Here is a 25001-nt window from a genome sequence, read left to right as displayed (position 1 = left end):
GGTAGAGGAAGACCTAATTTTTCTGCGTTATTCGATTCCGTTTCCATATACCTCTTGTTCATTACTGTTTGGGAGGGATATATATAGTATGACGGGTATTTTTATTTGTTGACTGATCCAGTTTTTTAATTTTTCTGCATCTGCTGGCGGTATTTGTTCTTTTACAGTGATAAAGGCAATAAAGGTTTGATACGTTATGGTTTGTTGTTCTGTTATGCTGGCAATCGAGCCGCCTTGGATGTTTATTATTTCCGGAAAGAGTGTAGGAGCTTGTTCTTTGAGAGCCAGAATAACTTTTTGATCGTTGATTGTTCGTCTGTAGTCCGGATAGTATTGATTGGCGAGTTCTTTATAGGATTTTCCATTATCATCTTTGGTTTCATTGCTTATTTTTGTGTTGATGATTTGCTGTATTTGTTCTTTGTTTAGTGAATCTCCACTGTTGTCTTGTACGATTCGTAGTTCTGCATTGTCTAATTTGCTGTAGTGTTTCATAGATTTTTTTAGGTTGGTAATTTGGGTATTGGTTAGTGGCATGCCGATCAGGTCTATCGTGAGTATTCCATTATCAAATTGGTATGAGACAATGCTGGATGTATCAAAGTCAGCTTCCTTAGAAATAAATTTTTTTACTTGAGCGTCTGCTATGTTGGTATCTACGGATTGATAGGCCATATAGATGCTGGGGACAGTAATCAGAATTCCGATAATCCATAGAAGTGTTTGCTGCCGTTTAAAATGTTCTCGTCCAATTCCATCTTTTACAGGCACGCGCAGTATTTTGAAAATCAAAAAACTTGACAGCGCGATGAAGAAACCGTTGATAAAAAACAGGTAAATAGCTCCACCAAAAAAATTTAAGGAGTGCATGGTAATGCCATAACCGGCTGTGCATAAAGGCGGCATAAGTGCGGTGGCAATTGCGACACCGGGTATGACGTTGCTTTTTTCTATTCTCGTATTTCCAACGGCTCCGGCAATACCCCCGCATAAGGCTATTAGTACATCCCAGATAGTGGGAGAGGTACGGGCGATTAATTCTGAAGAGGGAGTAGAAATAGGTGTGAGTGAAAAGTATATGGTTGAAGCAAGTAGTGCGAAACCGACTTGGAATCCTAGTTTAATAACGGATTGTTTAATAAACTGGATATCATATGTTGCCATTCCGTACCCGATGGCGACAATACCTCCCATGAGCGGGGATATGAGCATGGCTCCGATAATAACGGCAACGCTGTTCATATTTAATCCTACGCAGGCAATTAAAATAGCTGTTACTAAAATAACTAGATTGGGACCTTGTACTGTAGAGTCTTTTCCAATCCGATTGTATATTTCTTCCATGGAGGCACTGTCTTTTCTTAAGTCAAATAAGTCTGTCATCTTATCACCGCCTTATTCTTATTTCTGTATAATTGTATTATAGCATACCGCTGCATTATACAGTATATCCGGTGAATTATATGGAGAAAAAAGCTATGTGTGGTACACGTATTGAATGACAATCAGCATGTATATGGGATATGAAAATTGAAAGTAGAATTGGCAAAGAAAACTTATAAGGTGTTACGACGGTGTATTGCCAGAATAATGTGTGCTAATGGCATGGTATCTGTATATATAATAAAAAAATATGGGCATATTCATACGGAGTATGGCAGTGGATTTAAAATCATAAAAATAGAATTTGTCCGTTTCAAATTTTTAAAAAGCGTAAAAATGAATTATTTTTTTATACATGCAGGTGTATTATTTCCTTATATTTTAATAAATTTCTTGTTTTTTTGCATTTTATAAGAGTATAATAAAATATTTATGCTTATTTTGTTATAGTATCGAAATCTGCGATATATATATGGTATACTTAAAAGGTGCCATTTATTTTTTTTGTATCAATTTATTATGATAAAGGAGGTTATTATGGAAAAAATCAGAGTGGGCCTTTTTGGATTTGGCCGTACGGGAAAGCTTGTTGCAGAAGAGCTTATCCATGAGCCGAATATGGAGTTGGTTTGGGTTATTAAAAAGTCACCGAATTCAGAACCGGCATTTGCTGGGCAGGTTTTGCGTCTTCATGTGGATGAGGGGCCTATATATAGTATTAATGACCTCTCTGAGACGTTTTTTAAGGAAAAGCCTGTGGATGTTATTGTGGATTTTTCGACGAGTGCCGCGATTCGATTGTACAAGGATTATATAGGTGAGTCTACCGCGGTGGTGTCGGCTATTTCACATTATGAACCGGATGATTTGGCACTTTTGACGTCGTGCAAGGAAAAGGCTGCCATATTGTATTCGCCGAATATAACGATAGGAATCAATTTGCTGATGATTATTTCCCAAGTATTGGAAAAAGTAACTCCTCATGCGGATATTGAGATCATAGAGGAGCATTTTAAGGAGAAGGAGAGCGTGTCCGGCACGGCTAAAAAGATAGCGGATATGTTGAATTTGCCGCCGTCCTTGATTCATTCTATCCGCGTAGGGAAAACAATCGGCAAGCATATGGTTATTTTCGGTCTTCCTAATCAAACGATCCGTATCAGCCATGAGAGCACAAATCGGGCTGCTTTCGGTCAGGGCGCTATTTTTGCGGTCAACCGCATTGTTCATCAGCAGCCGGGATTATATAGCATGGAGCAGTTTCTTTTGAAGATGTTCCATGAAAATGTACCGGTGTATTGATATCCGTAGAGGATGGCGCGCAGCGGTGTGCCGTATGGAGCGTATAGTTGAAAAATAGTATAAACGTGTTAGTGCATAACGTGCTTCTCCTATGTCCAATATATCATTCTGTATATAGGGAAGCACTTTTTTTAAATAAAGGCTTCTTACTATTTTTCTTTTCGAAAAAAATAGTATAATGGGAACATATAGTATAGATGGGGGTGATTGGTTGATGGATAGGTTTTCATGCAGTAATATCAACGATCCGGAAATGAGAAAAGAGTGTAAGAAACAAGTAGTATTAGAAGAATATGAGCGTTTATCTCCGGATTTATTGTTTGAAATTATTCGGCAGGATGGAGAAGAGGAATTGCATCGATCGACGAAGGCCTTGGTTTATTCCGGAATCGCTGCGGGTATTGTTATTTCTTCTTCTTTTTTATTTAAAGCGGTCTTGATGGAGCATACGTCGTTTGTTTCTTGGGGAAATCTTATTGCTAGTCTGGGATATACCGTTGGATTTATTATTGTCATCCTGGGACGGATGCAGCTTTTTACCGAAAATACCATTACTACTGTTGTTCCTTTATTTTATGAACGATCTATGAAGAAATTTATTCAGGTGGTACGGCTTTGGGGAATTGTGTTATTGTCTAATTTACTAGGTACCTGTCTGGCGGCGGCTTTTTTGTCGAATTCATTATTGGTTTCTGCCGATGTGGCGGTACAATTGCATGAGATCGCTGTCCATGTGGTCCATATGGTACCTATGGAAAATATAATTCGCGGTATTCCGGCGGGAATTTTGATTGCCGCTGTGGTGTGGATGATGCCGATGTCACGAAGTTTTAGCTTTTTTATGATTTTATTTTTTACGTATTTTATTTCATTAGGAGATTTTGCCCATATTGTTGTTGGTTCCTGTGAAATGGCATATGCTGTTTTTCATGGCGATGCGGGATTATATCAATATTTTTTTACTTTTTTACTGCCTACGGGTATTGGAAATATAATAGGAGGAACTTTTGTGTTTACGCTGCTTGTGTATGCACAGGTCAGCAGTGAATTATCAAATCATTGAGCGGGGTGTAGGGATTGTGCGGTAATGAAAGCACGGAAAAAGACACAGCCGGCAGATGTAGTGACCCCATAAAGTTAGACCTAAAAATCTAGCTTATGGGGGTCAGTACAAGATTCTGCCGGCTGTGTCTTTTTTTCATATGAGTATACATTTTTTACTGTTCCATTTTTGTTATCGGTTCCAACCCATACAGCCGCCTCGGCCGGAGGAATAACCGGGAGCGCCGTATCCACAATAGTACGATTGTCCGTTGCTATCAGCTGTACTATTTGCGGCAAAGCCTACCCCGATTCCCAGAGCCAGAATGCCTATGGCAACTAAGCCTATGAGTTTCTTTGAGAGCATCATTTGTGTATCACCTCCGAAAGCACATTATACTAGTGCAATGATCTTGGGCTTTGTATGTTCTGCTTTTGATAGGGAACGATCAAAGAGCTTCACGCCTACTAAGCCCAGGGCAAAGGCTGCGATTCCGCCTATACTTTCTGCTTGGGTTATATCATAGCCCCAAGTTAGTGCCGCAAATCTACCGGCTAAGGCCCCGATTAAGGCAGCTAGCAGCGGCATGACAAAACATATGAAGGCACCGATGACAATGTTGGCATCTCGTACTTCAAATTCTACTTTTTGACCGAGTTTTGCATGCAGCGTATTTATGGCTGTGATCGTGATGTTTTCTGCACCCGGACAAGCGCCGCAAGCCATACAGTCAGAGTGTCTGCCGACTTTTACTTCGGCTAGATTATTATCCTTGATAGCGGTAATGGTTCCCACTTCTGTTTTCATAGAAATCACCTCATTCAACATTACTTATTAAATAAATACTAATTTTGTATACATTATAACATGAAAAATTAAATATACAAGATACTTCCTTCAAATCAATTGTAAATTTTTTGTTTCTTTTATCCTTTCATGGGTTTGGCGTGGTATTGGATACAAGTATATAGAGCGTTCGGATTAGTCCTTTAGCGAAGTGATGGGAACTACCATCACGCCATCTTTTCGCGTATATGCTATATGGGACATACCGCAAATAACACAAAGAATGGCTGGTTCATGTTCCTTCAGTATTTTCTTCATTGCTAGCAACTGTTCTGCCGCTTTATCAATTTGATTTGCCCCTAATTTAATTTCAAATGCGCCCCAGCGACCATCGGACAGTTCTACTACGGCATCGATTTCTTTATCCTTCTCATCTCGGTAATGAAATAGTTTGCCCCCGTTTGCTTCCGCATAAATTCTTAAATCACGTTCACATAATGATTCAAACAAAAATCCGAATGTATTTAAATCTTGAAGCAGCATCGTGGAATTAACTCCCAGTGCAGCTACTGCTAAAGAAGGATCGACATAGTGACGTTTCGGTGATTTTCCTACTCGGATGGAAGAGCGGATATTGGGACTAAAGGCAGGCTGATCTTCTAAAATAAAAAGTCGATGAAAGATATCCAAATAATTACTTACTGTATTTCGATCCATTGATTCATTATCATATTCTTGTATATCTTTTACAAGTTTTGTATTACTTGCAACCGTGCATTCGTTGCGCGCCAAAGATCGCAGCAACAGTATTGCAGCTTACCATCAAACAACGCTGCTAAAGATACTTGTCCGTTGGAATCTCCTGATTCATATAATGACATCGTTCGATTTTGAAAATTATTTGTGGGATCGCCCATATACACAACACTTTCGGCATGATTTAATGAAGTCCACGTTTTTCCACACCATTTAGGTCCTTCTATACAAAGTGCTCCAAACACCCTTTCGACTCCTGTTTTATGTTTATTTTATCTCATTCAGCAGTTTTCGCCAATTTCATTCAGCAGTTTTCATATTATATAATCAGCGGTTTAAAATGGTACGTTACCATTCGCGTATAGCCAGATATCCAAGTAAAGGGGATTTTTGGTAAAAAACGTATTCGTTTTTTGGGGTTGGGAGAAAAAAAAATACTACGTGAAGGGAGGAAACTACTATTTGTTAGGGGGAGAGATTGTACTACGGTTGCAATCACGGAGGGGAGTTTGGTACAATACATCTATCGGAGGGTATTACCGATACAATAAAACTATGATCTTGAACTGAAAAATCTTTTGTTGAACAGAAAGAAGGGAATCCTATGAGCATTTTATTTTCTCCTATATCCATCGGTTCTATGACCGTCAAAAACAGATTTGTGCGGTCGGCTACGCAGGATTGGCTGGGTGATGAAAACGGGTATTTAACAGATCGTTCGTATGCGCTTTATAAAGAATTGGCAAAAAATGATGTCGGACTTATTGTGACGGCCCATTCGTATGTATCATATCCGAGAGGAAAAGCGTCTCCGAAACAAAATGCCGTGTATGATGATTCTTTCATAGAAGGGTATGATGCATTGGCGACAATCGTTCATGCCTATGGAGCAAAGATCGTCCTCCAGGTTTCTCATGCCGGTGTGCAGACGACGCTGGAAACGACCCAGGGGGTTGCGCCGGCAGAAACCAATGCGCTGACCGAGGCGGAGATACAGGAAATCATCCGCTGCTATGCGCAGGCTGTCCGTCGGGCTCAGCTGGCTGGGTGTGATGGGGTACAGCTGCATTTAGCTCATGGGTATTTATTATCTCGGTTCTTGTCTCCGCAGTCGAACCTTCGGACCGATCAGTGGGGAGGCTCGGTGGAAAATCGCTTGCGCATCGTTACCGAAATAGTCCATCAATCCCGGCAGTGGGTAGGAGAGGACTTCCCGATTATGGTCAAGCTGAATTCTTCGGGTGGCTTTTTGGGTACGGCGGCCATTCCTATTCAGGATGTCGTGGAAATTGCTGTCCGGTTGGAACAGCTCGGCATATGTGCCATCGAGGTAAGCGGCGGTGTCACATCGGAGCCTGAAAATTCCTTGTCTTGGCTCGGAATCACAACGGAAGAAAAAGAAGGATATTTTGCGGAAAATGCGAAAATGATCAAGGATGCGGTCCATATCCCGGTGATTCTGGTAGGCGGCCTGCGTTCCCGGTCTGTAATGGAACAGGTTTTGGAAAGCCGGACGGCAGACATGGTCTCCATGAGCCGGCCTTTTGTACGGGAACCGGATCTGGTCCGCCGATTGGCACAGGGACAAGATAAAGCGGCTTGTATTTCCTGCAACCAATGCCGCAACATAGAAGGCATCGCCTGTCCGTTCGTTTAAAAACTGGCAGCGAGGAAGGTCCGTTGAACTAGGCAGACGATAGATCTGGGGGTATAGGGAAAATTTCCATAGGGGATAGGAGCGTGTCCACATGAACCATGACGTATTGATTTTGATTGATATTCAGAACATGTATTTTTCCGAAGGCGCGTATCAATTACATGAACCTGAAAAAGCAGCAGAAAAGGCGGCTATTCTATTAAAAAAATTCAGAGAGGAACAGAAACCGGTCATTCACGTCATGCATCGGTTTCCTGTTGGGGACCAGGCGGAAGGACGCTATCTGCTGGAATTTAATGAAGCGGTCCTGCCGCAAGCAGGGGAAACCATCATAGAAAAAGACTATCCCAGTGCCTTCTTGCAAACGGGACTGAAGGACGCATTAGATGCACTCCACGCAAATACGCTGGTAATTGCAGGCATGATGACCCATATGTGCATTGATACGACCGTGCGGGCAGCACAAAACTATGACTACAAGGTCACCGTAATAGACGATGCCTGCACCACGAAGGACTTGGTATGGAAAGGCGAAACGATTGATGCGAAAACCGTCCATGCCAGTATCATGGCATCGTTGCAGGGGACCTTTGCGACGGTAATGGGAATAGATAAGTTCATGCAGCAGCAATAAACGATTGATGGAAACAAAACATGGATATATTACATAACGGCAGATGACCAGTACAGGGCGCTGGTCATCTGCCGTTATGCGATCGTGTTTTTATTATGACGTTGCCTAGTTTCTTTTCCAGGGTTGCTCGAGAGAGTTTTGCTGTGGTATTTCCGCCTTGGCCTATCTTAAAGGTCATCCCGGTGTTTACCATGTTCTCTCCGCCGCCCATGGATAGACCGGTACTTACCATGGTGTTTTCACTGGGGCGGTAAAACATGCCGATAGCTACAGCGTTGGTATTTTTATAGTTGCCATAGCCGACGGCAAAGTCCAATTTTTCGTCGGGATTTTTCGCTCATGCTGCGAATTTGTCAAAACTCGTCAAATTGAAGGAAGTTTGCCCACTTTCTGCCCACTAAAATTACAATGAAATCATCTCACCTTTACCGCCTGCCAATGTGTAGGCGGTTCTCTTTTATATTGTGGAATGTCAACTTTTATCAATAATACGTATGGCATGGTTAATAACTTTTGAGTTATTGACATCATGATAACTTTAAAGTATACTTGTGATAGGAAAAGGGGGTAAATACTTGCATAAGATATTCTTTTACAAGGATAAAAGCGGCAATGAACCAGTCTTAGAGTATATGTATGAATTAGCAGATCGGAAAGACAAAGACAGCCGCATCAAACTTAACAAAATAAACGATTATATACAGGCTTTAAGCGTTTACGGTACACAATTAAGTGAAAACTACGTTAAGCATTTAGACGGGGACATATGGGAACTCCGGCCCATACGGAACAGGATACTGTTTGTAGGGTGGCAAAATGGCAGTTTTGTATTGCTGCATCATTTTATGAAAAAGTCCCAGAAAACACCACGGAAAGAAATAGATAAAGCCAAACGAGAATTGAATGATTTAATAGAAAGGGGGGTTACCTATGAAAAATAGTGCGATCGGTCATAGTTGGGAAGATGCAAGAAAAGAACTTTTTACCCCGGAAGAAAACGCCGCAAGTGATCTCCGAGTGGCATTGATTGGGGAACTTATACAGGCACGGCGGCAAAAGGGAATCAGCCAAAAGGAGTTAGAAAGATTAAGTGGCGTAAAACAGCCGATCATTGCGAGAATGGAAAAAGGCAGTACATCACCTAATTTGAATACGGTACTTAAAGTATTGGCACCGTTGGGCAAAACTCTTTATGTGGGAAACATCAAATAGAATATCCATCAAATGATAATCCGCATCAAAAAGGCCGGCAGTAATATGTCGGCTTATTATTTTTCCCCTGCGTATGTGTTGTAAAACTCCATTAATTGCCTTTTTAGGGCTTGTGTTATCTGTGGTATTAGGTCTGTGTTAAGTTTTTAGCATTTTTGCCGAAAGAACAGGATCCGGCTTTCAGAATCAAAAGCTTTTCCATGTTCTCCCGGTATCGTGTTACTTCATGCAATTTCAAAGCAGATCATGAAAAAAGTCAAATTTTCTGTATTTATTAAAAAAGTATTTGCCATACGGTCTGGCATTTTGAACGCTGCTTTTCGTTTGGTGGGGGGGACCGTCATTTAAAATGACACAATTACCGACACAAGCAGAAACACTTATAAAAATTTGTATAAATGAGGCAAATTATGTTCTACTATAATCGATTATACACTATAAAAAGAATTTTTAAACTTATTGGTGGAGGCATAAAAGTAATCGATTTAGATAATATCGTTTATATTGAATGTTTTTCTCATATTCAGAAAGTGTATATGAAAGAGTCCATATATCGAAAAGAATATATACGATGTATAGAAATTAGAGAAAGTTTAAATGAACTGTTACGTGTATTTGAAAGAGTATCATTCGGTCAATTTGTTTCTCCGTATAAAGGATACATTATCAACTAGCAAAAAATAACACTAAGCAATCACTCCTCTGAAAAATTGTCCGGAAAAGTGTTGCCAATCCAATTTTGTCTGTCAAAAAAGAAAAATACGTAACAAAGTATAATTTTCACTAGTTAATGATTTAAAAATTGAGGAAAAGTTGTTATACTGTATACGAGAACTACACGTCACATTTTTTGCGGGGGATCAGGGTGAATGAGTATAAGAACTGTATTTTTAATTTAGCCATGCGAGTTTCCAAAAATCGGACGTTACGAGCTATTCAGGATGGCTATCTGTTGATCATTCCGATCGTTGTTATTGATTCGTTTGTTTTGCTGTTTCTTTTTTTGCCTATTCCTGCGTATCAAACGGTTTTAAAAGATGCATCTTTTACGTATGTGTATACCGCTTTGAAACTAATCCATACGAGTTGTCCGGCAGGTTTTTTCCTTTACCGTCGCCGATATGATCCGCACGCTCGCACTGCGCAGGCCGCAATTCAGAAAGACGGCGGTATATGGGCACTTTGGCAGGGAAGAGGAAGGCTTTTTATGGGAACGCACGGATAAGAAGGACGAATTGCGGCGGTTAGCCGGAACGTAAATAGTGATAACAGAGCACCATCAATCGTGGTATTGGTGGTGTTTTTTTGTTTTTATGCTGCCGGCGGCGGTCATTTTCAGGCGAAACAGACGACTGTTTTTCCGTGGGAAAGAGAGACTATCAAAAAAGTGTTATTTCCGAAATAGGCGCATAATTTTGTTGTATTAGATCATGCTATAATCTATTCGAAACATCAGGTTGAGATTATCGCATAGGCCTAGATACATCGCGATTTGATGTCATACGTTAGCAGTAAAATACTAAGGAGGTATTGTTATGGATATGTTAGAAAAAGGGTTTTCCCAACCGACTGATCGGATCAAGGCATTACGGAGTGCAATTTACGATGCAACACCCATTGTAGAAGCAGATCGCGCGGAATTAATAACGGCTTCGTATAAAGAAACAGAAAGGATGCCGATTATTATTCGCCGGGCTAAAGCGGTAGAAAAAATTTTAACTGAATTGCCTGTTGTCATTCGTGATAATGATTTGCTTGTTGGTAGCATGACTGTAAATAATCGTAGTTGCCAAATTTTTCCTGAGTTTTCTTTTAAATGGGTAGAAAAAGAATTTGATACGATGGGAACTCGTATGGCAGATCCGTTTGTTATACCTGAAGAAACGAAGAAACGGTTGCACAATGCTTTTCAATACTGGCCTGGTAAAACAACGCATGCACTGGCAACATCTTACATGTCACAGCCATGTTTGGATGCGCAAGAAAATGGTATTTTCAGCGTTGGTAATTATTACTTTAATGGTATTGGTCATATGGTAGTTGATTATGGTAAGGTGTTGAATTTAGGATACGCAGGAATTATTCAAGAAGCAGAAGCTAAAAAAGCAACTCTTGATATTACAAATCCAGATGATTTAAAAAAATCACAATTCTATGATGCAGTATGTATTGTATATAGAGCAGCTATTACTTTTGCTCATAGATATGCTGATTTGTGTGATAAAAAGGCTGAGCAGGAAATGAATCCGACACGTAAATCTGAACTCAAGCAAATGGCTGCTAATTGTCGTCATGTACCAGAATATAATGCATCAACATGGTGGGAAGCTGTCCAAGGATTTTGGTTTACCCAACTAATTTTACAACTTGAATCCAATGGACATTCTGTATCCCCGGGACGTTTTGATCAATATATGTATCCGTTCTTAGTTGCCGATAAAAATATCAACAAAGATTTTGCTCAGGAAATATTGGATGATTTATGGGTCAAGTTTAATGAATTAAATAAAACAAGGGATGATATTTCGTATCAAGCTTTTGCTGGATATATGTGTTTCCAAAATATTCAATGTGGTGGACAAACCTCTGAAGGATTGGATGCTACAAATGCACTTTCTTATATGATGTTTGATGCAGCGGCTCATGTGGCTATGCCATCTCCATCCTTTTCTATTCGGTATTGGAATAAAACACCTGATGAATTTCTTTATAGGGCTTGTGAAGTTGTCCGCTTAGGTCATGGATATCCAGCTATGTACAATGATGAAGTAATTATCCCGGCGCTGGAAAATCGCGGTGTATCTTTGCGGGATGCTCGTGACTATGGTCTTGTGGGTTGTGTAGAACCACAAGCTAGCCATCGCACCGATGGCTGGCATGATGCTGCTTTTTTCAATATTGCTAAAATTTTAGAATTGACTCTCCATAATGGTCGCTGTGGTAAAAAGCAGTTAGGACCAAAGACAGGAGAAATGGAAGATTTTAAAAATTTAGGGGATCTAATGGTAGCCTATAAAAAACAGATGGAATATTTTGTTCGTTTAGTGGCTGAAGCTGATAATTGTGTTGATTATGCTCATATGGAACGAGCACCATTACCTTTTGAATCAGCTCTTATTGATGACTGCCTAGTAAATGGCAAAAGTGTTCAAGAAGGTGGGGCACGGTATAACTTTACGGGGCCACAAGCCTTTGGTATTGCTGATAATGGAGACTCATTAATGGCTATTGAAAAACATGTATTTGAAAATAAAGATGTTACGATGAGTCAATTACGGGAAGCCATGAATCATAACTTTGGATATTCAGATGCATCCGGCAAAAATGAACAATTTTATGGGACAGGCTCTGTTAATTCGTATACAGCTGTTCCAGGAACTGATGAACAGCAAATTTATGAAGCGGTTAAACGTATTTTGAGCGCTAATGGTAATATTGATATCAATCAACTTCAAAAGGATTTAGAAAAAGGAACATCTACTTGCCAAACACCAATTAATTCTAATGATGCAACGCAATATCAGCATATTAAACGTATTATGGAAAATACTACATGGTTCGGTAATGATGATGATGTTGTTGATTCTATTGCTCGTGAAGTGGGCCAGATTTATGCCCGTGAAGTAGAAAAATATAGAAATCCTCGTGGTGGTCAATTCCAAGCGGGGGCTTATCCAGTATCGGCGAATGTATTATTTGGTAAAGATGTGGCTGCTATGCCAGATGGACGATTAGCTTGGACCCCAGTGGCAGATGGAGTTTCTCCTCGTGCCGGAGCAGATACACATGGTCCAACAGCCGCAGTAATGTCAGTATGTAAGTTAGGACATGAAATTTTCTCCAATGGTACTTTGTATAACCAAAAATTTGCACCGGAAGCTTTAGCTGGTGATGAAGGTTTGAAACGGTTTGCAGCCATGTGTCGTACATATTTTGATAATAAGGGTATGCACATACAATTCAATATTATTGATAAAGCCACATTGCTTGATGCACAGCAGCATCCGGAAAATCATAAGGATCTGGTTGTCCGGGTTGCCGGGTATAGTGCACAATTTATTTCCCTGGCTAAAGAAGTACAGGATAATATTATTAGTAGAACAGAATTGCGGTTTTAAATTTTATATAAAAATCTTTTGATGAAGGGAGGTTAGTAATGGTAATTAAATATGATACAGAGGGCGATATCTTTGATATCCAGCGATTCTCACTGAATGATGGTCCCGGGATCCGAACAATCGTATTCCTGAAGGGCTGCCCCCTTTCCTGCTGGTGGTGCAGCAATCCGGAATCGCAGCGACGCAGACCGGTTGTCATGTACAATGAAGCGGAATGTCTGCATTGCAGACGTTGTGAAAGTGCTTGCAAGCAGCAGGCCGTTATGTTTACCGAGGACGGCACGCGGCATTTTTCTTATGACAAATGCATCGGCAGCGGGGATTGTGCTGCCGTGTGCCCGTCTCAGGCGCTGGTCATGAAGGGCAGTCGGATAACCGTTGGCAATTTGATCAGTGAACTGAAAAAAGAACGGTCTCTGTTCCGGCGTTCCGGCGGCGGTGTTACCTTGTCCGGCGGTGATCCGCTGATGCAGATCGATTTTGCGGTGGAACTGCTTAAGGCATGTAAAGCGCAGGGCTGGAATACGGCAATCGAAACGGAATGTTGTGCCGAACGAGAAGATATACTGCGGGCCGTTCCGTATATTGATCATATCATGGTCGATATCAAGCATATGGATGAAGAAAAGCACCGTACATTTACGGGTGTTTCCAATCGGCTGATCTTAGAAAATATCAAGGCCGTTGCCGCTTTTTCACCTATCACGATACGGGTGCCGGTGATTCCTCATGTGAATAATACGGAAAAGGAAATTGGCGATATTGCCCGTTTTGCTGCTACCTTGCCTAACGTCCAATGTGTCAATCTGCTGCCGTATCATTCGCTGGGTGAGAATAAATATAACATGCTCGGACGCGAATATAAAATGAATCGCCTGAGTGCGAAACCGCTGGACAATGCAGCGTTAGAAAAGTATCGTTCCCTTGTGGAACAAGCAGGTGTGCCTTGTAGAATAGGCGATGAATCCTAAAGGAGGGACATTCATGGATCAGGAATTATTAGAAAAAGTGATGAACCAGGTAAAGGCGGAACTGAATACTGCCGGCGAACAAAGCAGCAGTAAGGGGGATGCTTCCGGGATCAATCACGCAACAGGCAGAACAGAGTTTGTAGGGACATCGGTAGGCGATACGATAGGATTGGTTATTGCCAGCGTAGATCCGATGCTCAAAGATTCGATGAAATTGGGAAAATTCCGTTCGATCGGAATTATCGGCGGACGTACGGGAGCAGGTCCGCAGATCATGGCGGTAGATGATGCGGTCAAAGCAACGAATACAGAAATTATTTCTGTTGAAATGCCGCGTGATACGAAAGGTGGTGCCGGACACGGCTCCTTGATCATCATCGGGGCGGAAGATGTATCCGATGCTCGCCGTGCGGTAGAAACGGCACTTTCCGTATTACCGAAATATTTTGGCGATGTATACGGCAATGAAGCCGGACATTTGGAATTCCAATACTCCGCTCGTGCCAGTTATTGCTTGGAAAAAGCAATGGGTGCCAAATTTGGCAAGGCCTTCGGCATGACTTGTGCCGGACCGGCAGCCATCGGTGTCGTGTTGGCGGATACGGCGGTCAAAGCGGCGAATGTCGAAGTTGTCGGCTATTCGTCTCCGTGCAATGGCGGCACCAGCTATTCCAACGAAGTTATCTTATGTTTCAGCGGTGATTCCGGTGCGGTACGGCAGGCGGTCAAGGCAGCTATCGCGGTAGGCAAAAAACTGTTGGGGGCACTCGGCAGCGAACCTAAGTCTACAACGACACCGTACATTTAGGTACAACTATTACAGAAAATTATAAACTGGAGGAATTATCATGACAAATGAAGCATTAGGTATGGTTGAAACGAAAGGCCTTGTAGGCTCCATTGAAGCAGCGGATGCAATGGTAAAAGCTGCGAATGTAACTTTAATAGGATATGAAAAAATCGGTTCCGGATTGGTAACCGTTATGGTACGCGGTGATGTAGGCGCTGTTAAAGCGGCTGTTGATGCCGGTGCTGCATCGGCTAAAATCGTCGGTGAAGTTGTTTCTGTCCACGTTATTCCTCGTCCCCATACGGATGTAGAAAAAATCCTGCCGCATTTGGACTAGGTCGTCGATGAGGTGATATTTTGGATATCAACGGAAATGAGTTCAAAGAAATGGTCATGCGTATTGTGCGGCAGGTCTTACAAGAACAACAACATTCGGCGCGCCGATTGTACATCGTCTTTGAGGATTCCTTTGATGTTCGTTATGATACCTTCTTGCGTTCTCTTACAGGAGACTATGAGGTCTGCGCTGTTGTCCCCGATCACTGGCCGGGGTCTCCTTTGGCACAGCGTATCACGGATTCCTGTACGTGTTGTAAGCTGATAGGCCGGACGGCGTCAGTGGATCTAGCTGTATCCGATTCACTGACCGTTTATCCGGTAGCCTCGCGGAACGGTATTGTCAAGGCGGCGCTGGGCATCTGCGATACCTTTGAAACGCAGTGGTTTCAACGATGTTTGTCAGCAGGAGCAGCGGTGCGCCTGTTGTTGTCGGGACTGGAACCGTTTACGGGAAACGAACCGAAACCGTACAGAGAACGAATCTTATCCTATTACCGCATCTTATTGACGTATGACGTAGAAATCGGTTTTTGGGAAACCTTGGAACAGCTGTCTGATGCCCGTTTTCAGGCACTGCCGGGGGAACCTCACGATACCGTACCTGTTCGGGCGGTCCGTACGCCGGGGCGGCAGATCATTACGGCTGCCGATGTAGCCGGATACGCCGCGGGGAGCAAGGTATCGATTTCTGCAGAAACGATTATTACTGCTTTGGCACGAGAACGGGCAGCAGATAAAGACATTCAATTTGTAACTAGGTAAAGAGGCAGGTGAGTACAAGTGGAACAATCTTTAGGACTAGTCGAAGTACGAGGATTGAGCGGAGCGATCGCGGCAGCCGATGTTATGGTCAAAGCGGCTAATGTGACACTCGTCGAACTGGAAAGTGCCCGCGGCAGCGGGATGATGACGGTAAAAGTACGCGGCGACGTAGGTGCTGTCAAAGCGGCGGTGGAAGCCGGCAGTGCGGCGGCGATTGCCTGCGGTGCGTTTGTTTCTGCCGATGTTATTGCCCGGCCCATTGCCAGTACGGAAACGATGTTCCTTGATCCGTCCAGACGGCGTGAACGACCGATGTTTTACAACAGCCGGATGATGTCGGCAGCCGTCGCGGATTCTCCTGCGGGCTCACCGCAGCCGGCAGAACCACAATCCGATCCGACAGCCCGTGAGGCGGCAGATTTGAAAACGAAAGAGATAGCGGAACCAGAAAAGACGGTCACAGAAGAAGCAAGTGCTTCTTCGCAAGAAACAAAGGCAGTACCGGTAACACCCGTAAAAAAAACACGGAAAGGCAAGACAACGGCTAAACGCCGAAACACTTCGAAAAAAACGCAGGATGAATAGTAAAGAAGGGATTCGATCATGAAAATTGCAAAAGTAACAGGATCCGTCGTTTCAACCAAAAAGGAAGAAGCTTTAGTGGGATCTAAGCTCATGATTGTCCAATTTGAATCGAGTACAGGTGCTGCATACGGCAATGAAGAAGTTGCCGTTGATTACGTAGGTGCCGGAGTCGGTGAACTCGTACTGGTAGCCAGCGGATCCGCTGTACGTACGCGAGATGCAAATCATGAAAAGCCGGTAGATTTGGCTATCGTCGGCATTATTGATTACGTGAATTAGACGGTGCGATAGTACTTCGCCTGCTGCATGATATATATCATAAGGAGGAATAAAAAATGGCAAATGAAGCATTGGGAATGGTAGAAACAAAAGGCCTGGTCGGCTCTATTGAAGCTGCCGATGCGATGGTAAAAGCTGCCAATGTATATTTGATAGGGTATGAAAAAATCGGTTCGGGACTGGTAACGGTCATGGTCCGCGGTGATGTGGGAGCTGTCAAGGCTGCCGTTGATGCGGGGGCTGCTTCGGCGAAAGCCGTGGGACAGGTCGTATCCGTCCATGTTATTCCTCGTCCGCATGCGGATGTGGAAAAGATCCTGCCCCATTTGGCACAAGAAACTCCGGATACAACAAAAACGGAGTAGGAAAAAAAGGCAATTTACGTGTATGCCATAAATTGCCGTATAGGAAGGGGCATTTGCAATAATGGAGGAGCAAGATTTATTTGACCTTATTACAGCACGGATACAAGGTAAGGTCATTCAATACGATAAAGGAAAAATCAAAGTAGGTGTATCCAACCACCACGTACATGTGAGCCGTGCGGATCTGGATGTATTATACGGTGCGGATTATGCATTGACCCAAAAAAGCAAGCTGGGCCAGCCGGGACAATTTGCGGCAAAGGAAACAGTGACCTTGAAAGGGCCGAAAGGCGAATTTAAAAATGTGCGAATTTTAGGGCCTATCCGCCAACAAAGTCAAGTGGAAATCAGTAAGACCGATAGTTTTCGCTTGGGCATCGCGGCTCCGATTACCCTATCGGGTCATCTGGAAGGGACGCCGGGCATTACGCTCATCGGCCCCCGCGGTTCGGTGGAATTGCCGCAGGGTGTTATTATTGCCAAGCGGCATATCCACATGACTCCGTCACAGGCTGCAGAACGGGGACTCCATGATAATCAAATCGTATCCGTTGAAACCTTCGGGGAACGGCAAGGGATGCTGGGTGATGTGGTTATCCGCGTATCGGAAGCTTCGGCCTTGGAAATGCATGTCGATGTGGATGAAGCCAATGCTTGTTCATTAAAGAATAAAGACTATGTCATGATTTGCCCGTAGTGTTACGAAGTGAGAGGCGCATAGGATGATGGAAAATAAGTTGCTGGCAGAATTTGCCGAATTGGTACGAAGCGGACAGACGAAGCCGTTTACAGGTCCTTTGAAAGCAGGCGTCGATCTGGGAACCGCCAATATCGTGTTGGCCGTTGTAGATAGTCATAACCAACCGGTGGCCGGAATGACGACACCCTCGAAGGTCGTCAAGGACGGTATTGTCGTTGATTATGTAGGGGCCGTGCATGCTGTCCGGGCTATGAAAAATACATTAGAACAAAAGCTCGGTGTGGAACTGACAAAGGCTGCTACGGCCATACCGCCGGGCATTATAGAGGGCAATATACGCTGTATTGCCAACTGTGTGGCCGGAGCCGATTTTGAAGTGACGAATATCATTGACGAACCTACGGCTGCCGCTACGGTACTGGGTATACGGGACGGAGCGGTTGTCGATGTAGGCGGCGGCACGACGGGAATCAGTATACTGCATGACGGCGAGGTCATTTTTACGGCCGATGAAGCTACCGGAGGTACCCATATGTCTTTGGTATTGGCCGGTTACCACGGCATCGATTTTGATGCGGCAGAGCAAATGAAATTGGATCCGGCCCAGGAGGCGGATGTATTTCCTGTGATCAAGCCGGTAGCCGAAAAAATGGCATCTATTGTCGGGCGGTTTATTTCCGGTCATCCTGTTTCCGATATCTACGTTGTCGGCGGCGCGTGCTGCTTTACACAATTTGAAGACGTATTTGAAAAGCAATTGCACATTCCTGTATGGAAGCCTAATGATTGCTTGTTTGTTACCCCGTTAGGCATTGCCATGAACGGATAAAAGAATAAATGGGAGGGTGAATGATGAGTACCAATATTGATCCTGAAGTTATGCGGACATTGGTTTCGCAGGTCATAAAAGAATTAAAGGAAAATGGGGCGGGAACGAGCTGTCCTGCACCGGCAGCAGCGTCCAGCCTATATGGCGTATTCCCGACGATGGGCGAATGCATTGATGCATCGGCAAAGGCACAAGAACTATTGTTGTTCCAGACGCCGGCGGTACGCCAAAAATGGGTGGAAGTTATCCGCAGGACCTGTCTGGATAAACGGAATATGGAAATGATGTCCCGGATGGCCGTAGAAGAAACCGCTATCGGGCGGTATGAAGACAAAATCATTAAAAATACGGCAGCAGCCCAGTATACACCGGGTATTGAAGATTTGACGACAGATGCACGGACCGGCGGCCACGGTATTACTTTATTTGAATATTGTCCGTTCGGCGTTATCGGTTCCATTACACCGACGACCAATCCGACGGAAACGATTATCAACAATTCCATCTGTATGATTGCCGGCGGCAATACGGTGGTATTCAGTCCGCATCCGCGTGCCCGCAAGACTTCGGCATTTTTGGTGCAGACACTGAATCGGGCACTGGAAAAATCAGGCGCACCGGCCAATATGATCACCATGGTGCAAAATCCTTCTATCGAAGCAACCAATGAAATGATGGCCAGCCCCAAGGTTCGCATGCTCGTAGCGACAGGGGGTCCGGGAATTGTCAAGACCGTGTTATCTTCCGGCAAAAAGGCAATCGGTGCCGGACCGGGAAATCCGCCGGTCGTAGTAGACGAAACCGCCAATATCGAACAGGCGGCCAAAGATATTGTGGCAGGCAGTTCATTTGATAATAACGTGCCGTGTATTGCCGAAAAAGAAGTCTTTGCCGTGGATTCTATTTTTGACTATCTCCTGATCAATATGAAAGGTGCCGGAGCTTATGAGATCAAAGACCGGGAAACGATAGAAAAATTGTGGAACGTGGTTTCTAAGGAAAAGGGCGGTCCTAAAGTCGAATTTGTCGGTAAATCTGCGCAATATATCTTGGATAAAATCGGTATTCAAGTAGACGATTCTATTCATCTCATTATTATGGAAACAAACAAGGATCATCCCTTTGTACAAACGGAAATGATGATGCCTATTTTACCGCTGGTCCGCTGTGACAACGTGGATCAGGCCATCGAATGGGCCTATGAAAGCGAACATGGCAATCGGCACAGTGCCATGATGCATTCTACTAATATTGCCAAATTGAGTAAGATGGCAAAATTGCTGCAAACGACTATTTTTGTAAAAAACGGCCCGTCCTTTGCCGGTCTCGGTATCGGCGGAGAAGGCTATCCTACTTTTACCATTGCCGGTCCGACAGGAGAAGGACTGACCAGTCCTAAATCCTTCTGCCGCCGCCGGGAATGCGTCTTGAAGGACATGTTTAATATCCGTTGATAAGGAGGAAACTTATGGCCGAATGTCAAATTGTTACAAAAGTCGTTACAGGCATTCATTCGCTGACCATGCTGCGGACCTATCGGAAAGAACGGATATTGATTATTTGCGATCGATTTCTGCGTGATAATGGCAGTATTGCGCGCATAACGGAAGAACTGGATCCCAGCAATACTGTGTCTATTTTTGCGGATACGGTACCGGACCCGACCTTGGAGGTCATTGCCAGCGGGGTTACCATGGCAGCCGGCATGCAGCCTACGATCCTCATCGGTTTCGGCGGCGGAGCGGCTATCGATACGGCCAAAGGCATTATCTATTTCTCCTTATTTGGCAAGGTCGTAACCCATAAACCGTTCTTTATCGCAATTCCGACAACGAGCGGCACCGGTTCGGAAATGACAGCTTTTGCTGTACTGACTGATGCGCAGACCCGGCGCAAACTGCCGATCATAGATGATACTTTGTATCCGGATTTGGCCATCTTAGATCCCCATCTGGTCTTGTCGGTACCGCCGTCAGTTACGGCCAATACGGGATTCGATGTGATTACCCATGCTATCGAAGCGTATGTTTCCGTATCGGCCTCGAATTTTACCGATGGGGTAGCTTGCAAAAGTTTTGAACTGGCGCTGCAGTCTTTGCCGGTTTGCTATCATGACGGAGGAAATATAACCGCTCGCAAAATGATGTTGTCTGCATCGAATATGGCCGGCATGGCCTTTAATCTGAGCGGACTGGGAATGGCACACAGCTTGGCACATACGCTGGGAGGCATGTTCCATGTTCCGCATGGACTGGCCTGTGCGATGTTCCTGCCGGCTAGTATTACGTATAACAGCTGTTTATCTGAGGTAAAAGAAAAATATGCTGACTTAGCATATAAAGTCGGCATCGCTCCGCGATCCCTGACGCACGATGGAGCGGTGGCGGCACTGCGTGCCGTATTGCTGGCACTCATGGATAATATGGACATGCCGAGACACGTATCCGCATTGCCTGAATCCATACCGCAGCAGCACTATGAAGAAGAAATATCTCTTATGGCGCAAAATGCGCTGCAAGACCGATGTTTGCCGGAAAATCCAGTGCTGCTTACCTATGCGGCAGCCGTACGTATTTTCCATGAAATCTATTAAAACACAATCTAGCTCCTATATATAGTACAAAAGCCGGAGTTACGCCGCCAAGGACGTAACTCCGGCTTTTGTTTGTGGTTGCCTCGATTCTCTTGTCAGGATAACTGGCAGTACGTTCAGAGAGGTGTGTGAACGTACTTTTTGTTCGTAGAAAAGGATTCATACGGCTGCGTGGCAAGGCTTCTTTGTGATGTTACTTGGTAATTTTATTTTATAAGACGTTCCGTATGTAGACTGTTTTTAGGTGTTGCATTTGATAGTATTGCACTGTCCTCGTTAGGTGACGGAGAAGAGAACGGCTTGTTTTCTCATTTTACAGGTGCCTGGTTTTGTGGAATGAGGATGTCTTTCTGACCAACGATGTGTATTACGGCGCGGCTGTTGGCACTGTTTTCTTCGTCGGTGATAGTATCGCGCTGCAGCAGGGCGTGTTTCAGCGCAAAGGTTTTCATGTTTTGCGCAGTGTATGTTAGGTTGATGGCAGCGTGGGTCACAACTTGCATTTTGATTTTCTGGTCGGTGAGAAGGGGAACTAATTTTCTCAGGTGTGGCAGACAGAGCCCTTGTGATTGCTGGTAGTGATGAAATCCGACCGGTGTTTGCAGGAGAAGGGCGAGTTGATTGAGATAGTTGGTTTCAACGCGGTCAAGCATGTGACAGATGGCACATGCGGAGGGACTTGTTTGGAGTGGGGAGTTTTCTGTTACAAGGGGTGTAAGGGATAGGTAGTGATAAAGAGATTCAGCTGTCTTTTCGAGAAGAACGGCATAGCCTGTGGAAAAACCTTGGGTTGAGGAGAGTGTCAGCAACTGCCATGTATGGAGGTTACAGAAGCCTTGGTTTTGGGCAACGTTCAGCTGGATTTCCGGTTTTTTGCTGAATAGGTATTGAAAGTTTGCATAGTAGTCGAAAGTTACTTTTTCCAAGTGCTGACAGAGGGGGCATTCGGCGTCCGCACATTCGGCTAGAATTTCTTCGAGGGATACCTCGTATTTCATTTTGGGCAGTTCTGCGGGCGGTGAGGTAGTGTCTGAAATATGGTCATATTTTCGGGCTGCGGTTTGGAGGGGGCCGATTTCGGTTTCCATTTGGGTTATCAGTGTTTTTGTTTTATGGAAGGAAAGAAGGGCGGCAAGTTTTTTTTCTAGAAAGGCGAGTTGGCTTTTTATGTATCCGTCGTTATTGTTGTTTTTTTTGGACAGCAGTCCTTCTTCCGGAAACAGCCAGAGCAGATTTTCCGGCGGTAGATTTGTTTTTTTCTGTATGTCAGAGTAGAGGCGGGCGGCCGATTTTTCTCCGCTTTCTCCGGACGTATAGGTGTGCTGTGGGAGTACGAGGAGTAGCGGCGTGTCCTTCGGACAGTTTTGGAGGAGGGTCATTTCTGCTTCCGTCAAGGGAACACCGCTGGAGTGGACGACTAGCAGGAGATCTGCAAGCGGTTCTTCTGCTCCCTTTGGTTGTGAGAGGTGCGCAGTGAGGGCTTTCAGGCAGGGAACATAGGTGTAGATAACGCTGTTGCGTAGCATAGGGACCGGTAGTTCCACCCGGATGGATTTGATTGGCAGGACAGTGTCGGAATTGTATTTTGGGGTTATGATGATCGGCAGATCCTCTATGGCTTTTTCTTGTGGGAAGATAGAGTTTGTTTTGGTGAGGATTACTTTCTGTTTCGTACCGTATTGCATGTGGACAGGCATATCCATACGCGAGGCCGCGGCGGCATTGTAGATTTTCTGGCCGAGCAGGGCGTTTAAGACGGAATCAGTATCTTTGTTGTTTTCGCCGGTGATAATGCACCGGAACCGGTCTTCCAACAGCGTGAGACAGTGCTTTTGTGCGGCATCGGCGAGACATGTGGTTTTCTCTGTTTTGCTGAATAGCTGATATAATTCGTAACATTGTGCGGCTATGTCTATTTTTTTTTGATTGCATTGTTTTAGCGGCTGTAAGTTTGATTCCATATCTAATGCATTCCAATGAAGTTTCATCTTGTGCATCTCCTCTCTTTTTTTTGACATAACAAAAACTCCTACCTTGTTTATTTCAGGTAGGAGTCATTACGTTCAGAAGAACGGGGTAGAGACGAACTCCATCGTCTTATAGTTTCTATTGTAAAATATTATCGGCAAAATAGCAATATGATTTATTGACATTTTACGATGTGTAATTTATACTTAAATCAAATAAGCGATGGAGTTCGCTATAAACTTGCTCTTGATGACTCCTACCAGAAAACTGGTAGGAGTTTTTTTGTTCCTGCCAGGATGTGAAAATTTATGTAAACGGGCAGACGGGGGTGGAATATGGAACAAAATTTTTTGGTAGCTTCACAATGGTTTTTGTTAGCTTTCATTGCTACGGTGCTTTCCATACGGTTGGGTATTTCTGTCGCGTTGATGGAAATCATGGTGGGCGTTGTCGGAGGAAATGCAATCGGTATCGAAATCACGTCATGGGTTACATTTTTGGCAGGGTTTGGAGCGGTACTGCTGACGTTTTTAGCGGGGGCCGAAATTGATCCGGAAAGTTTGAAAAATAATCTCAGGGAGAGCTTGACGATTGGCAGCATGTCTTTTTTTCTCCCTTTTTTCTGCGGTCTTGGATTTGCGTATTATGGTCTCGGATGGGATGCCAATGCTGCAAAAATAGCCGGCATTGCCATTTCTACTACTTCGGTGGCTGTAGTATATGCCGTCATGATGGAGAGCGGATTATCAGAAGAATCTTTAGGGCAGGCTATTTTAGCTTCTTGTTTTGTTACGGATATCGGGACTGTACTGGCACTGGGGATTTTATTTACGGGGTTTTCCATACAGATACTGTATTTTGTGGTAGCTGTGGCGGTATCCGTTCTGTTGCTGATACCCGTTTCCAAAAGATTGTTTACGTCTTTTGGGGGAAGAGTCAGTGAATTGGAGGTAAAATTTATGTTTTTAGTTCTTCTCGTGCTGGCATATATTGCTGTCCGCTGCGGAAGCGAAGCTGTTTTACCTGCCTATGTCGTGGGACTAGCCATGGCCGGTTTCTTTCAAAAGAATAAAGAAACACTTACTAAGATGCGGACAATTGTATTTGCTATGTTTACGCCTTTTTACTTTATAAAAGCCGGGGCACTGGTGTCTCCTGCGGCATTATATCATATGATAGGAATCATATTGATTTTTCTTGTTTTAAAGGTAGCGGCCAAATTTATTGGGGTGTATCCCTTTACCCGGGTGTTCCATTATCAATTCCGGACGGGGATGTATACGACACTACTTATGAGTACCGGTCTTACCTTTGGTACTATTTCGTCCTTGTACGGTCTTACGAATCATTTTATAGACAACAGCCAGTATACCATTTTGGTAGCGACGGTCATATTCAGTGCCGTAGTCCCGACATTGGTGGCTCAACGATGGTTTTTCCCAAAGAATATAACTAGTAATGGTACATAACAAAAAGGAGTGGATAACGATGATGTTCAAAAAAATAATGGTAGCATATGATGCTTCGCCGCGGAGCGAAAAAGCATTGCAGTGGGCCATACAGCTTGCGTTACAATTGAAAAGCGACATAGAAATAATAACCGTGGTTACGCCCCCGGAATTCAGTACCAATGTAGATGAGATAGATGAATTTTATTCTGATGGAGATTCTCATTATATTCCGGCGCTAGAGGAGTCTAAGATCCAGGCGGAGCATGCCGGTATACCAAACGTGTCATACAAAATATTGCACGGACATCCGGCTGAAAGTATTGTGCGGTATGCATCGAACGGGAAATTTGATCTTATCGTCATGGGTACCCGTGGAATGGGTGGTTTTAAAAATCTGATCATTGGCAGTGTGGCACAGCGTGTGATGACTTATGCAGAGGTGCCGGTGACTATTATAAAATAACAAAGGAGTGATTTCC

At 43.9% G+C, this 25001-nt stretch carries 28 protein-coding genes and 1 riboswitch; of the genes, 21 read left to right on the top strand and 7 right to left on the bottom strand.

Features of this window, described 5'->3' with window-relative positions; translation table 11 throughout:
• Nucleotides 1-27: 27 nt before the first annotated feature.
• On the bottom strand, nucleotides 28-1383 hold the full coding sequence (locus NXG62_RS05560) for a DUF389 domain-containing protein (protein ID WP_427111229.1): 1356 nt from the start codon (nucleotides 1381-1383) through the stop codon (nucleotides 28-30).
• A gap of 537 nt (nucleotides 1384-1920) precedes the next feature.
• Here NXG62_RS05560 and NXG62_RS05555 point away from each other — a divergent pair.
• The gene (locus NXG62_RS05555) at nucleotides 1921-2685 is read left to right on the top strand and encodes a 4-hydroxy-tetrahydrodipicolinate reductase (RefSeq protein WP_427113963.1); all 765 of its coding nucleotides are present in this window, start codon (nucleotides 1921-1923) and stop codon (nucleotides 2683-2685) included.
• A gap of 214 nt (nucleotides 2686-2899) precedes the next feature.
• Nucleotides 2900-3748: a formate/nitrite transporter family protein gene (locus NXG62_RS05550; RefSeq protein ID WP_427113962.1), complete on the top strand. Its 849-nt coding sequence runs from the start codon at nucleotides 2900-2902 to the stop codon at nucleotides 3746-3748.
• 171 nt (nucleotides 3749-3919) lie between these two features.
• Here the strand turns inward: NXG62_RS05550 and NXG62_RS05545 are convergent, their stop codons facing one another.
• The 4 genes from NXG62_RS05545 to NXG62_RS05530 all read right to left on the bottom strand — a co-directional run bounded on the left by NXG62_RS05545 (nucleotide 3920) and on the right by NXG62_RS05530 (nucleotide 5514).
• A complete protein-coding gene (locus NXG62_RS05545; RefSeq protein ID WP_427113961.1) occupies nucleotides 3920-4096 on the bottom strand; it encodes a hypothetical protein in 177 nt (58 codons plus the stop codon).
• Nucleotides 4097-4120: 24 nt separating this feature from the next.
• Nucleotides 4121-4534 carry a SoxR reducing system RseC family protein gene (locus NXG62_RS05540; RefSeq protein WP_427113960.1) on the bottom strand — a complete coding sequence of 138 codons (414 nt, stop codon included), beginning with the start codon at nucleotides 4532-4534 and terminating at the stop codon, nucleotides 4121-4123.
• Between the two features lie 174 nt (nucleotides 4535-4708).
• A complete protein-coding gene (locus tag NXG62_RS05535) occupies nucleotides 4709-5305 on the bottom strand; it encodes an ATP-binding protein (protein WP_427114245.1) in 597 nt (198 codons plus the stop codon).
• A complete protein-coding gene (locus NXG62_RS05530; RefSeq protein WP_427113959.1) occupies nucleotides 5260-5514 on the bottom strand; it encodes a hypothetical protein in 255 nt (84 codons plus the stop codon). The genes NXG62_RS05535 and NXG62_RS05530 overlap by 46 nt, the downstream gene beginning before the upstream one ends.
• Nucleotides 5515-5873: 359 nt before the next feature.
• On the opposite strand from NXG62_RS05530, the gene NXG62_RS05525 reads away from it, so the two are divergent.
• Together NXG62_RS05525 and NXG62_RS05520 are read left to right on the top strand one after the other, a co-directional pair.
• The gene (locus tag NXG62_RS05525; protein ID WP_427113958.1) at nucleotides 5874-6926 is read left to right on the top strand and encodes an NADH:flavin oxidoreductase; all 1053 of its coding nucleotides are present in this window, start codon (nucleotides 5874-5876) and stop codon (nucleotides 6924-6926) included.
• 91 nt (nucleotides 6927-7017) lie between these two features.
• On the top strand, nucleotides 7018-7560 hold the full coding sequence (locus tag NXG62_RS05520; protein ID WP_427113957.1) for a cysteine hydrolase family protein: 543 nt from the start codon (nucleotides 7018-7020) through the stop codon (nucleotides 7558-7560).
• Between the two features lie 64 nt (nucleotides 7561-7624).
• Here NXG62_RS05520 and NXG62_RS05515 read toward each other — a convergent pair whose 3' ends face one another.
• Nucleotides 7625-7876, bottom strand: coding sequence for a YadA C-terminal domain-containing protein (locus NXG62_RS05515; RefSeq protein WP_427113956.1), 252 nt, complete (start codon nucleotides 7874-7876; stop codon nucleotides 7625-7627).
• Nucleotides 7877-8135: 259 nt separating this feature from the next.
• Between NXG62_RS05515 and NXG62_RS05510 the strand changes: the two genes are divergently transcribed.
• From NXG62_RS05510 to NXG62_RS05440, 15 genes are all read left to right on the top strand, one after another.
• Nucleotides 8136-8501 (top strand): type II toxin-antitoxin system RelE/ParE family toxin, encoded by a 366-nt coding sequence (locus NXG62_RS05510; protein ID WP_091652388.1) that lies wholly within the window; start codon nucleotides 8136-8138, stop codon nucleotides 8499-8501.
• Nucleotides 8491-8772, top strand: a complete 282-nt coding sequence (locus NXG62_RS05505) for a helix-turn-helix domain-containing protein (RefSeq protein WP_427113955.1) — start codon at nucleotides 8491-8493, stop codon at nucleotides 8770-8772. The genes NXG62_RS05510 and NXG62_RS05505 overlap by 11 nt, the downstream gene beginning before the upstream one ends.
• A 1121-nt stretch (nucleotides 8773-9893) precedes the next feature.
• Complete coding sequence (locus NXG62_RS05500; RefSeq protein ID WP_427113954.1) at nucleotides 9894-10031, top strand: methionine adenosyltransferase domain-containing protein; 138 nt, start codon at nucleotides 9894-9896, stop codon at nucleotides 10029-10031.
• A 276-nt stretch (nucleotides 10032-10307) separates the two neighbouring features.
• Complete coding sequence (locus NXG62_RS05495) at nucleotides 10308-12890, top strand: glycyl radical protein (RefSeq protein ID WP_427113953.1); 2583 nt, start codon at nucleotides 10308-10310, stop codon at nucleotides 12888-12890.
• A 38-nt stretch (nucleotides 12891-12928) separates the two neighbouring features.
• A complete protein-coding gene (locus NXG62_RS05490) occupies nucleotides 12929-13861 on the top strand; it encodes a glycyl-radical enzyme activating protein (RefSeq protein ID WP_427113952.1) in 933 nt (310 codons plus the stop codon).
• A 13-nt stretch (nucleotides 13862-13874) separates the two neighbouring features.
• Nucleotides 13875-14669, top strand: coding sequence for a propanediol utilization microcompartment protein PduB (gene pduB, locus NXG62_RS05485; protein ID WP_427113951.1), 795 nt, complete (start codon nucleotides 13875-13877; stop codon nucleotides 14667-14669).
• A gap of 40 nt (nucleotides 14670-14709) precedes the next feature.
• Complete coding sequence (gene pduA / locus NXG62_RS05480) at nucleotides 14710-14988, top strand: propanediol utilization microcompartment protein PduA (protein ID WP_048513691.1); 279 nt, start codon at nucleotides 14710-14712, stop codon at nucleotides 14986-14988.
• A gap of 20 nt (nucleotides 14989-15008) precedes the next feature.
• Nucleotides 15009-15752 (top strand): hypothetical protein, encoded by a 744-nt coding sequence (locus NXG62_RS05475; RefSeq protein WP_427113950.1) that lies wholly within the window; start codon nucleotides 15009-15011, stop codon nucleotides 15750-15752.
• An 18-nt stretch (nucleotides 15753-15770) separates the two neighbouring features.
• Entirely contained in the window at nucleotides 15771-16337 is a 567-nt protein-coding gene (locus NXG62_RS05470; protein WP_427113949.1) for a BMC domain-containing protein, read from the top strand.
• Nucleotides 16338-16355: 18 nt separating this feature from the next.
• Nucleotides 16356-16616, top strand: coding sequence for a EutN/CcmL family microcompartment protein (locus NXG62_RS05465; protein WP_091648251.1), 261 nt, complete (start codon nucleotides 16356-16358; stop codon nucleotides 16614-16616).
• Nucleotides 16617-16672: 56 nt separating this feature from the next.
• Nucleotides 16673-16981, top strand: coding sequence for a propanediol utilization microcompartment protein PduA (gene pduA / locus NXG62_RS05460; RefSeq protein ID WP_427113948.1), 309 nt, complete (start codon nucleotides 16673-16675; stop codon nucleotides 16979-16981).
• A gap of 61 nt (nucleotides 16982-17042) precedes the next feature.
• Nucleotides 17043-17678 carry a phosphate propanoyltransferase gene (locus NXG62_RS05455; RefSeq protein ID WP_427113947.1) on the top strand — a complete coding sequence of 212 codons (636 nt, stop codon included), beginning with the start codon at nucleotides 17043-17045 and terminating at the stop codon, nucleotides 17676-17678.
• A 25-nt stretch (nucleotides 17679-17703) separates the two neighbouring features.
• Nucleotides 17704-18510 carry an ethanolamine utilization protein EutJ gene (gene eutJ / locus NXG62_RS05450; protein WP_427113946.1) on the top strand — a complete coding sequence of 269 codons (807 nt, stop codon included), beginning with the start codon at nucleotides 17704-17706 and terminating at the stop codon, nucleotides 18508-18510.
• A 20-nt stretch (nucleotides 18511-18530) separates the two neighbouring features.
• Nucleotides 18531-19964, top strand: coding sequence for an aldehyde dehydrogenase family protein (locus NXG62_RS05445; protein ID WP_427113945.1), 1434 nt, complete (start codon nucleotides 18531-18533; stop codon nucleotides 19962-19964).
• 14 nt (nucleotides 19965-19978) lie between these two features.
• The gene (locus tag NXG62_RS05440; RefSeq protein ID WP_427113944.1) at nucleotides 19979-21103 is read left to right on the top strand and encodes a 1-propanol dehydrogenase PduQ; all 1125 of its coding nucleotides are present in this window, start codon (nucleotides 19979-19981) and stop codon (nucleotides 21101-21103) included.
• Between the two features lie 308 nt (nucleotides 21104-21411).
• Here the strand turns inward: NXG62_RS05440 and NXG62_RS05435 are convergent, their stop codons facing one another.
• Nucleotides 21412-23121, bottom strand: a complete 1710-nt coding sequence (locus NXG62_RS05435) for a DUF6062 family protein (protein ID WP_427113943.1) — start codon at nucleotides 23119-23121, stop codon at nucleotides 21412-21414.
• Between the two features lie 159 nt (nucleotides 23122-23280).
• A riboswitch (Fluoride riboswitch) is annotated at nucleotides 23281-23337 on the top strand.
• A 69-nt stretch (nucleotides 23338-23406) separates the two neighbouring features.
• On the opposite strand from NXG62_RS05435, the gene NXG62_RS05430 reads away from it, so the two are divergent.
• Together NXG62_RS05430 and NXG62_RS05425 are read left to right on the top strand one after the other, a co-directional pair.
• On the top strand, nucleotides 23407-24540 hold the full coding sequence (locus tag NXG62_RS05430; RefSeq protein WP_427113942.1) for a cation:proton antiporter: 1134 nt from the start codon (nucleotides 23407-23409) through the stop codon (nucleotides 24538-24540).
• Between the two features lie 19 nt (nucleotides 24541-24559).
• Complete coding sequence (locus tag NXG62_RS05425) at nucleotides 24560-24985, top strand: universal stress protein (protein WP_427113941.1); 426 nt, start codon at nucleotides 24560-24562, stop codon at nucleotides 24983-24985.
• The last annotated feature ends 16 nt before the right edge of the window (nucleotides 24986-25001 follow it).

The sequence above is a fragment of the Megasphaera sueciensis genome (assembly GCF_050219315.1).
GTDB classification, from domain to species: Bacteria; Bacillota; Negativicutes; order Veillonellales; family Megasphaeraceae; genus Megasphaera_A; species Megasphaera_A sueciensis.
Note: the sequence above shows the minus strand (reverse complement) of the source record. Positions and strands in the feature narration are given on the sequence as shown.

Bases quoted from the DNA above. Each gene is read 5' to 3' on its own strand.
- NXG62_RS05560 (WP_427111229.1), bottom strand. From the start codon at position 1,383: ATGACAGACTTATTTGACTTAAGAAAAGACAGTGCCTCCATGGAAGAA.
- NXG62_RS05555 (WP_427113963.1), top strand. From the start codon at position 1,921: ATGGAAAAAATCAGAGTGGGCCTTTTTGGATTTGGCCGTACGGGAAAG.
- NXG62_RS05550 (WP_427113962.1), top strand. From the start codon at position 2,900: ATGGATAGGTTTTCATGCAGTAATATCAACGATCCGGAAATGAGAAAA.
- NXG62_RS05545 (WP_427113961.1), bottom strand. From the start codon at position 4,096: ATGATGCTCTCAAAGAAACTCATAGGCTTAGTTGCCATAGGCATTCTG.
- NXG62_RS05540 (WP_427113960.1), bottom strand. From the start codon at position 4,534: ATGAAAACAGAAGTGGGAACCATTACCGCTATCAAGGATAATAATCTA.
- NXG62_RS05525 (WP_427113958.1), top strand. From the start codon at position 5,874: ATGAGCATTTTATTTTCTCCTATATCCATCGGTTCTATGACCGTCAAA.
- NXG62_RS05520 (WP_427113957.1), top strand. From the start codon at position 7,018: ATGAACCATGACGTATTGATTTTGATTGATATTCAGAACATGTATTTT.
- NXG62_RS05505 (WP_427113955.1), top strand. From the start codon at position 8,491: ATGAAAAATAGTGCGATCGGTCATAGTTGGGAAGATGCAAGAAAAGAA.
- NXG62_RS05500 (WP_427113954.1), top strand. From the start codon at position 9,894: ATGATCCGCACGCTCGCACTGCGCAGGCCGCAATTCAGAAAGACGGCG.
- NXG62_RS05495 (WP_427113953.1), top strand. From the start codon at position 10,308: ATGGATATGTTAGAAAAAGGGTTTTCCCAACCGACTGATCGGATCAAG.
- NXG62_RS05490 (WP_427113952.1), top strand. From the start codon at position 12,929: ATGGTAATTAAATATGATACAGAGGGCGATATCTTTGATATCCAGCGA.
- pduB (WP_427113951.1), top strand. From the start codon at position 13,875: ATGGATCAGGAATTATTAGAAAAAGTGATGAACCAGGTAAAGGCGGAA.
- pduA (WP_048513691.1), top strand. From the start codon at position 14,710: ATGACAAATGAAGCATTAGGTATGGTTGAAACGAAAGGCCTTGTAGGC.
- NXG62_RS05465 (WP_091648251.1), top strand. From the start codon at position 16,356: ATGAAAATTGCAAAAGTAACAGGATCCGTCGTTTCAACCAAAAAGGAA.
- pduA (WP_427113948.1), top strand. From the start codon at position 16,673: ATGGCAAATGAAGCATTGGGAATGGTAGAAACAAAAGGCCTGGTCGGC.
- NXG62_RS05455 (WP_427113947.1), top strand. From the start codon at position 17,043: ATGGAGGAGCAAGATTTATTTGACCTTATTACAGCACGGATACAAGGT.
- eutJ (WP_427113946.1), top strand. From the start codon at position 17,704: ATGATGGAAAATAAGTTGCTGGCAGAATTTGCCGAATTGGTACGAAGC.
- NXG62_RS05445 (WP_427113945.1), top strand. From the start codon at position 18,531: ATGATGAGTACCAATATTGATCCTGAAGTTATGCGGACATTGGTTTCG.
- NXG62_RS05440 (WP_427113944.1), top strand. From the start codon at position 19,979: ATGGCCGAATGTCAAATTGTTACAAAAGTCGTTACAGGCATTCATTCG.
- NXG62_RS05435 (WP_427113943.1), bottom strand. From the start codon at position 23,121: ATGTCAAAAAAAAGAGAGGAGATGCACAAGATGAAACTTCATTGGAAT.
- NXG62_RS05430 (WP_427113942.1), top strand. From the start codon at position 23,407: ATGGAACAAAATTTTTTGGTAGCTTCACAATGGTTTTTGTTAGCTTTC.
- NXG62_RS05425 (WP_427113941.1), top strand. From the start codon at position 24,560: ATGATGTTCAAAAAAATAATGGTAGCATATGATGCTTCGCCGCGGAGC.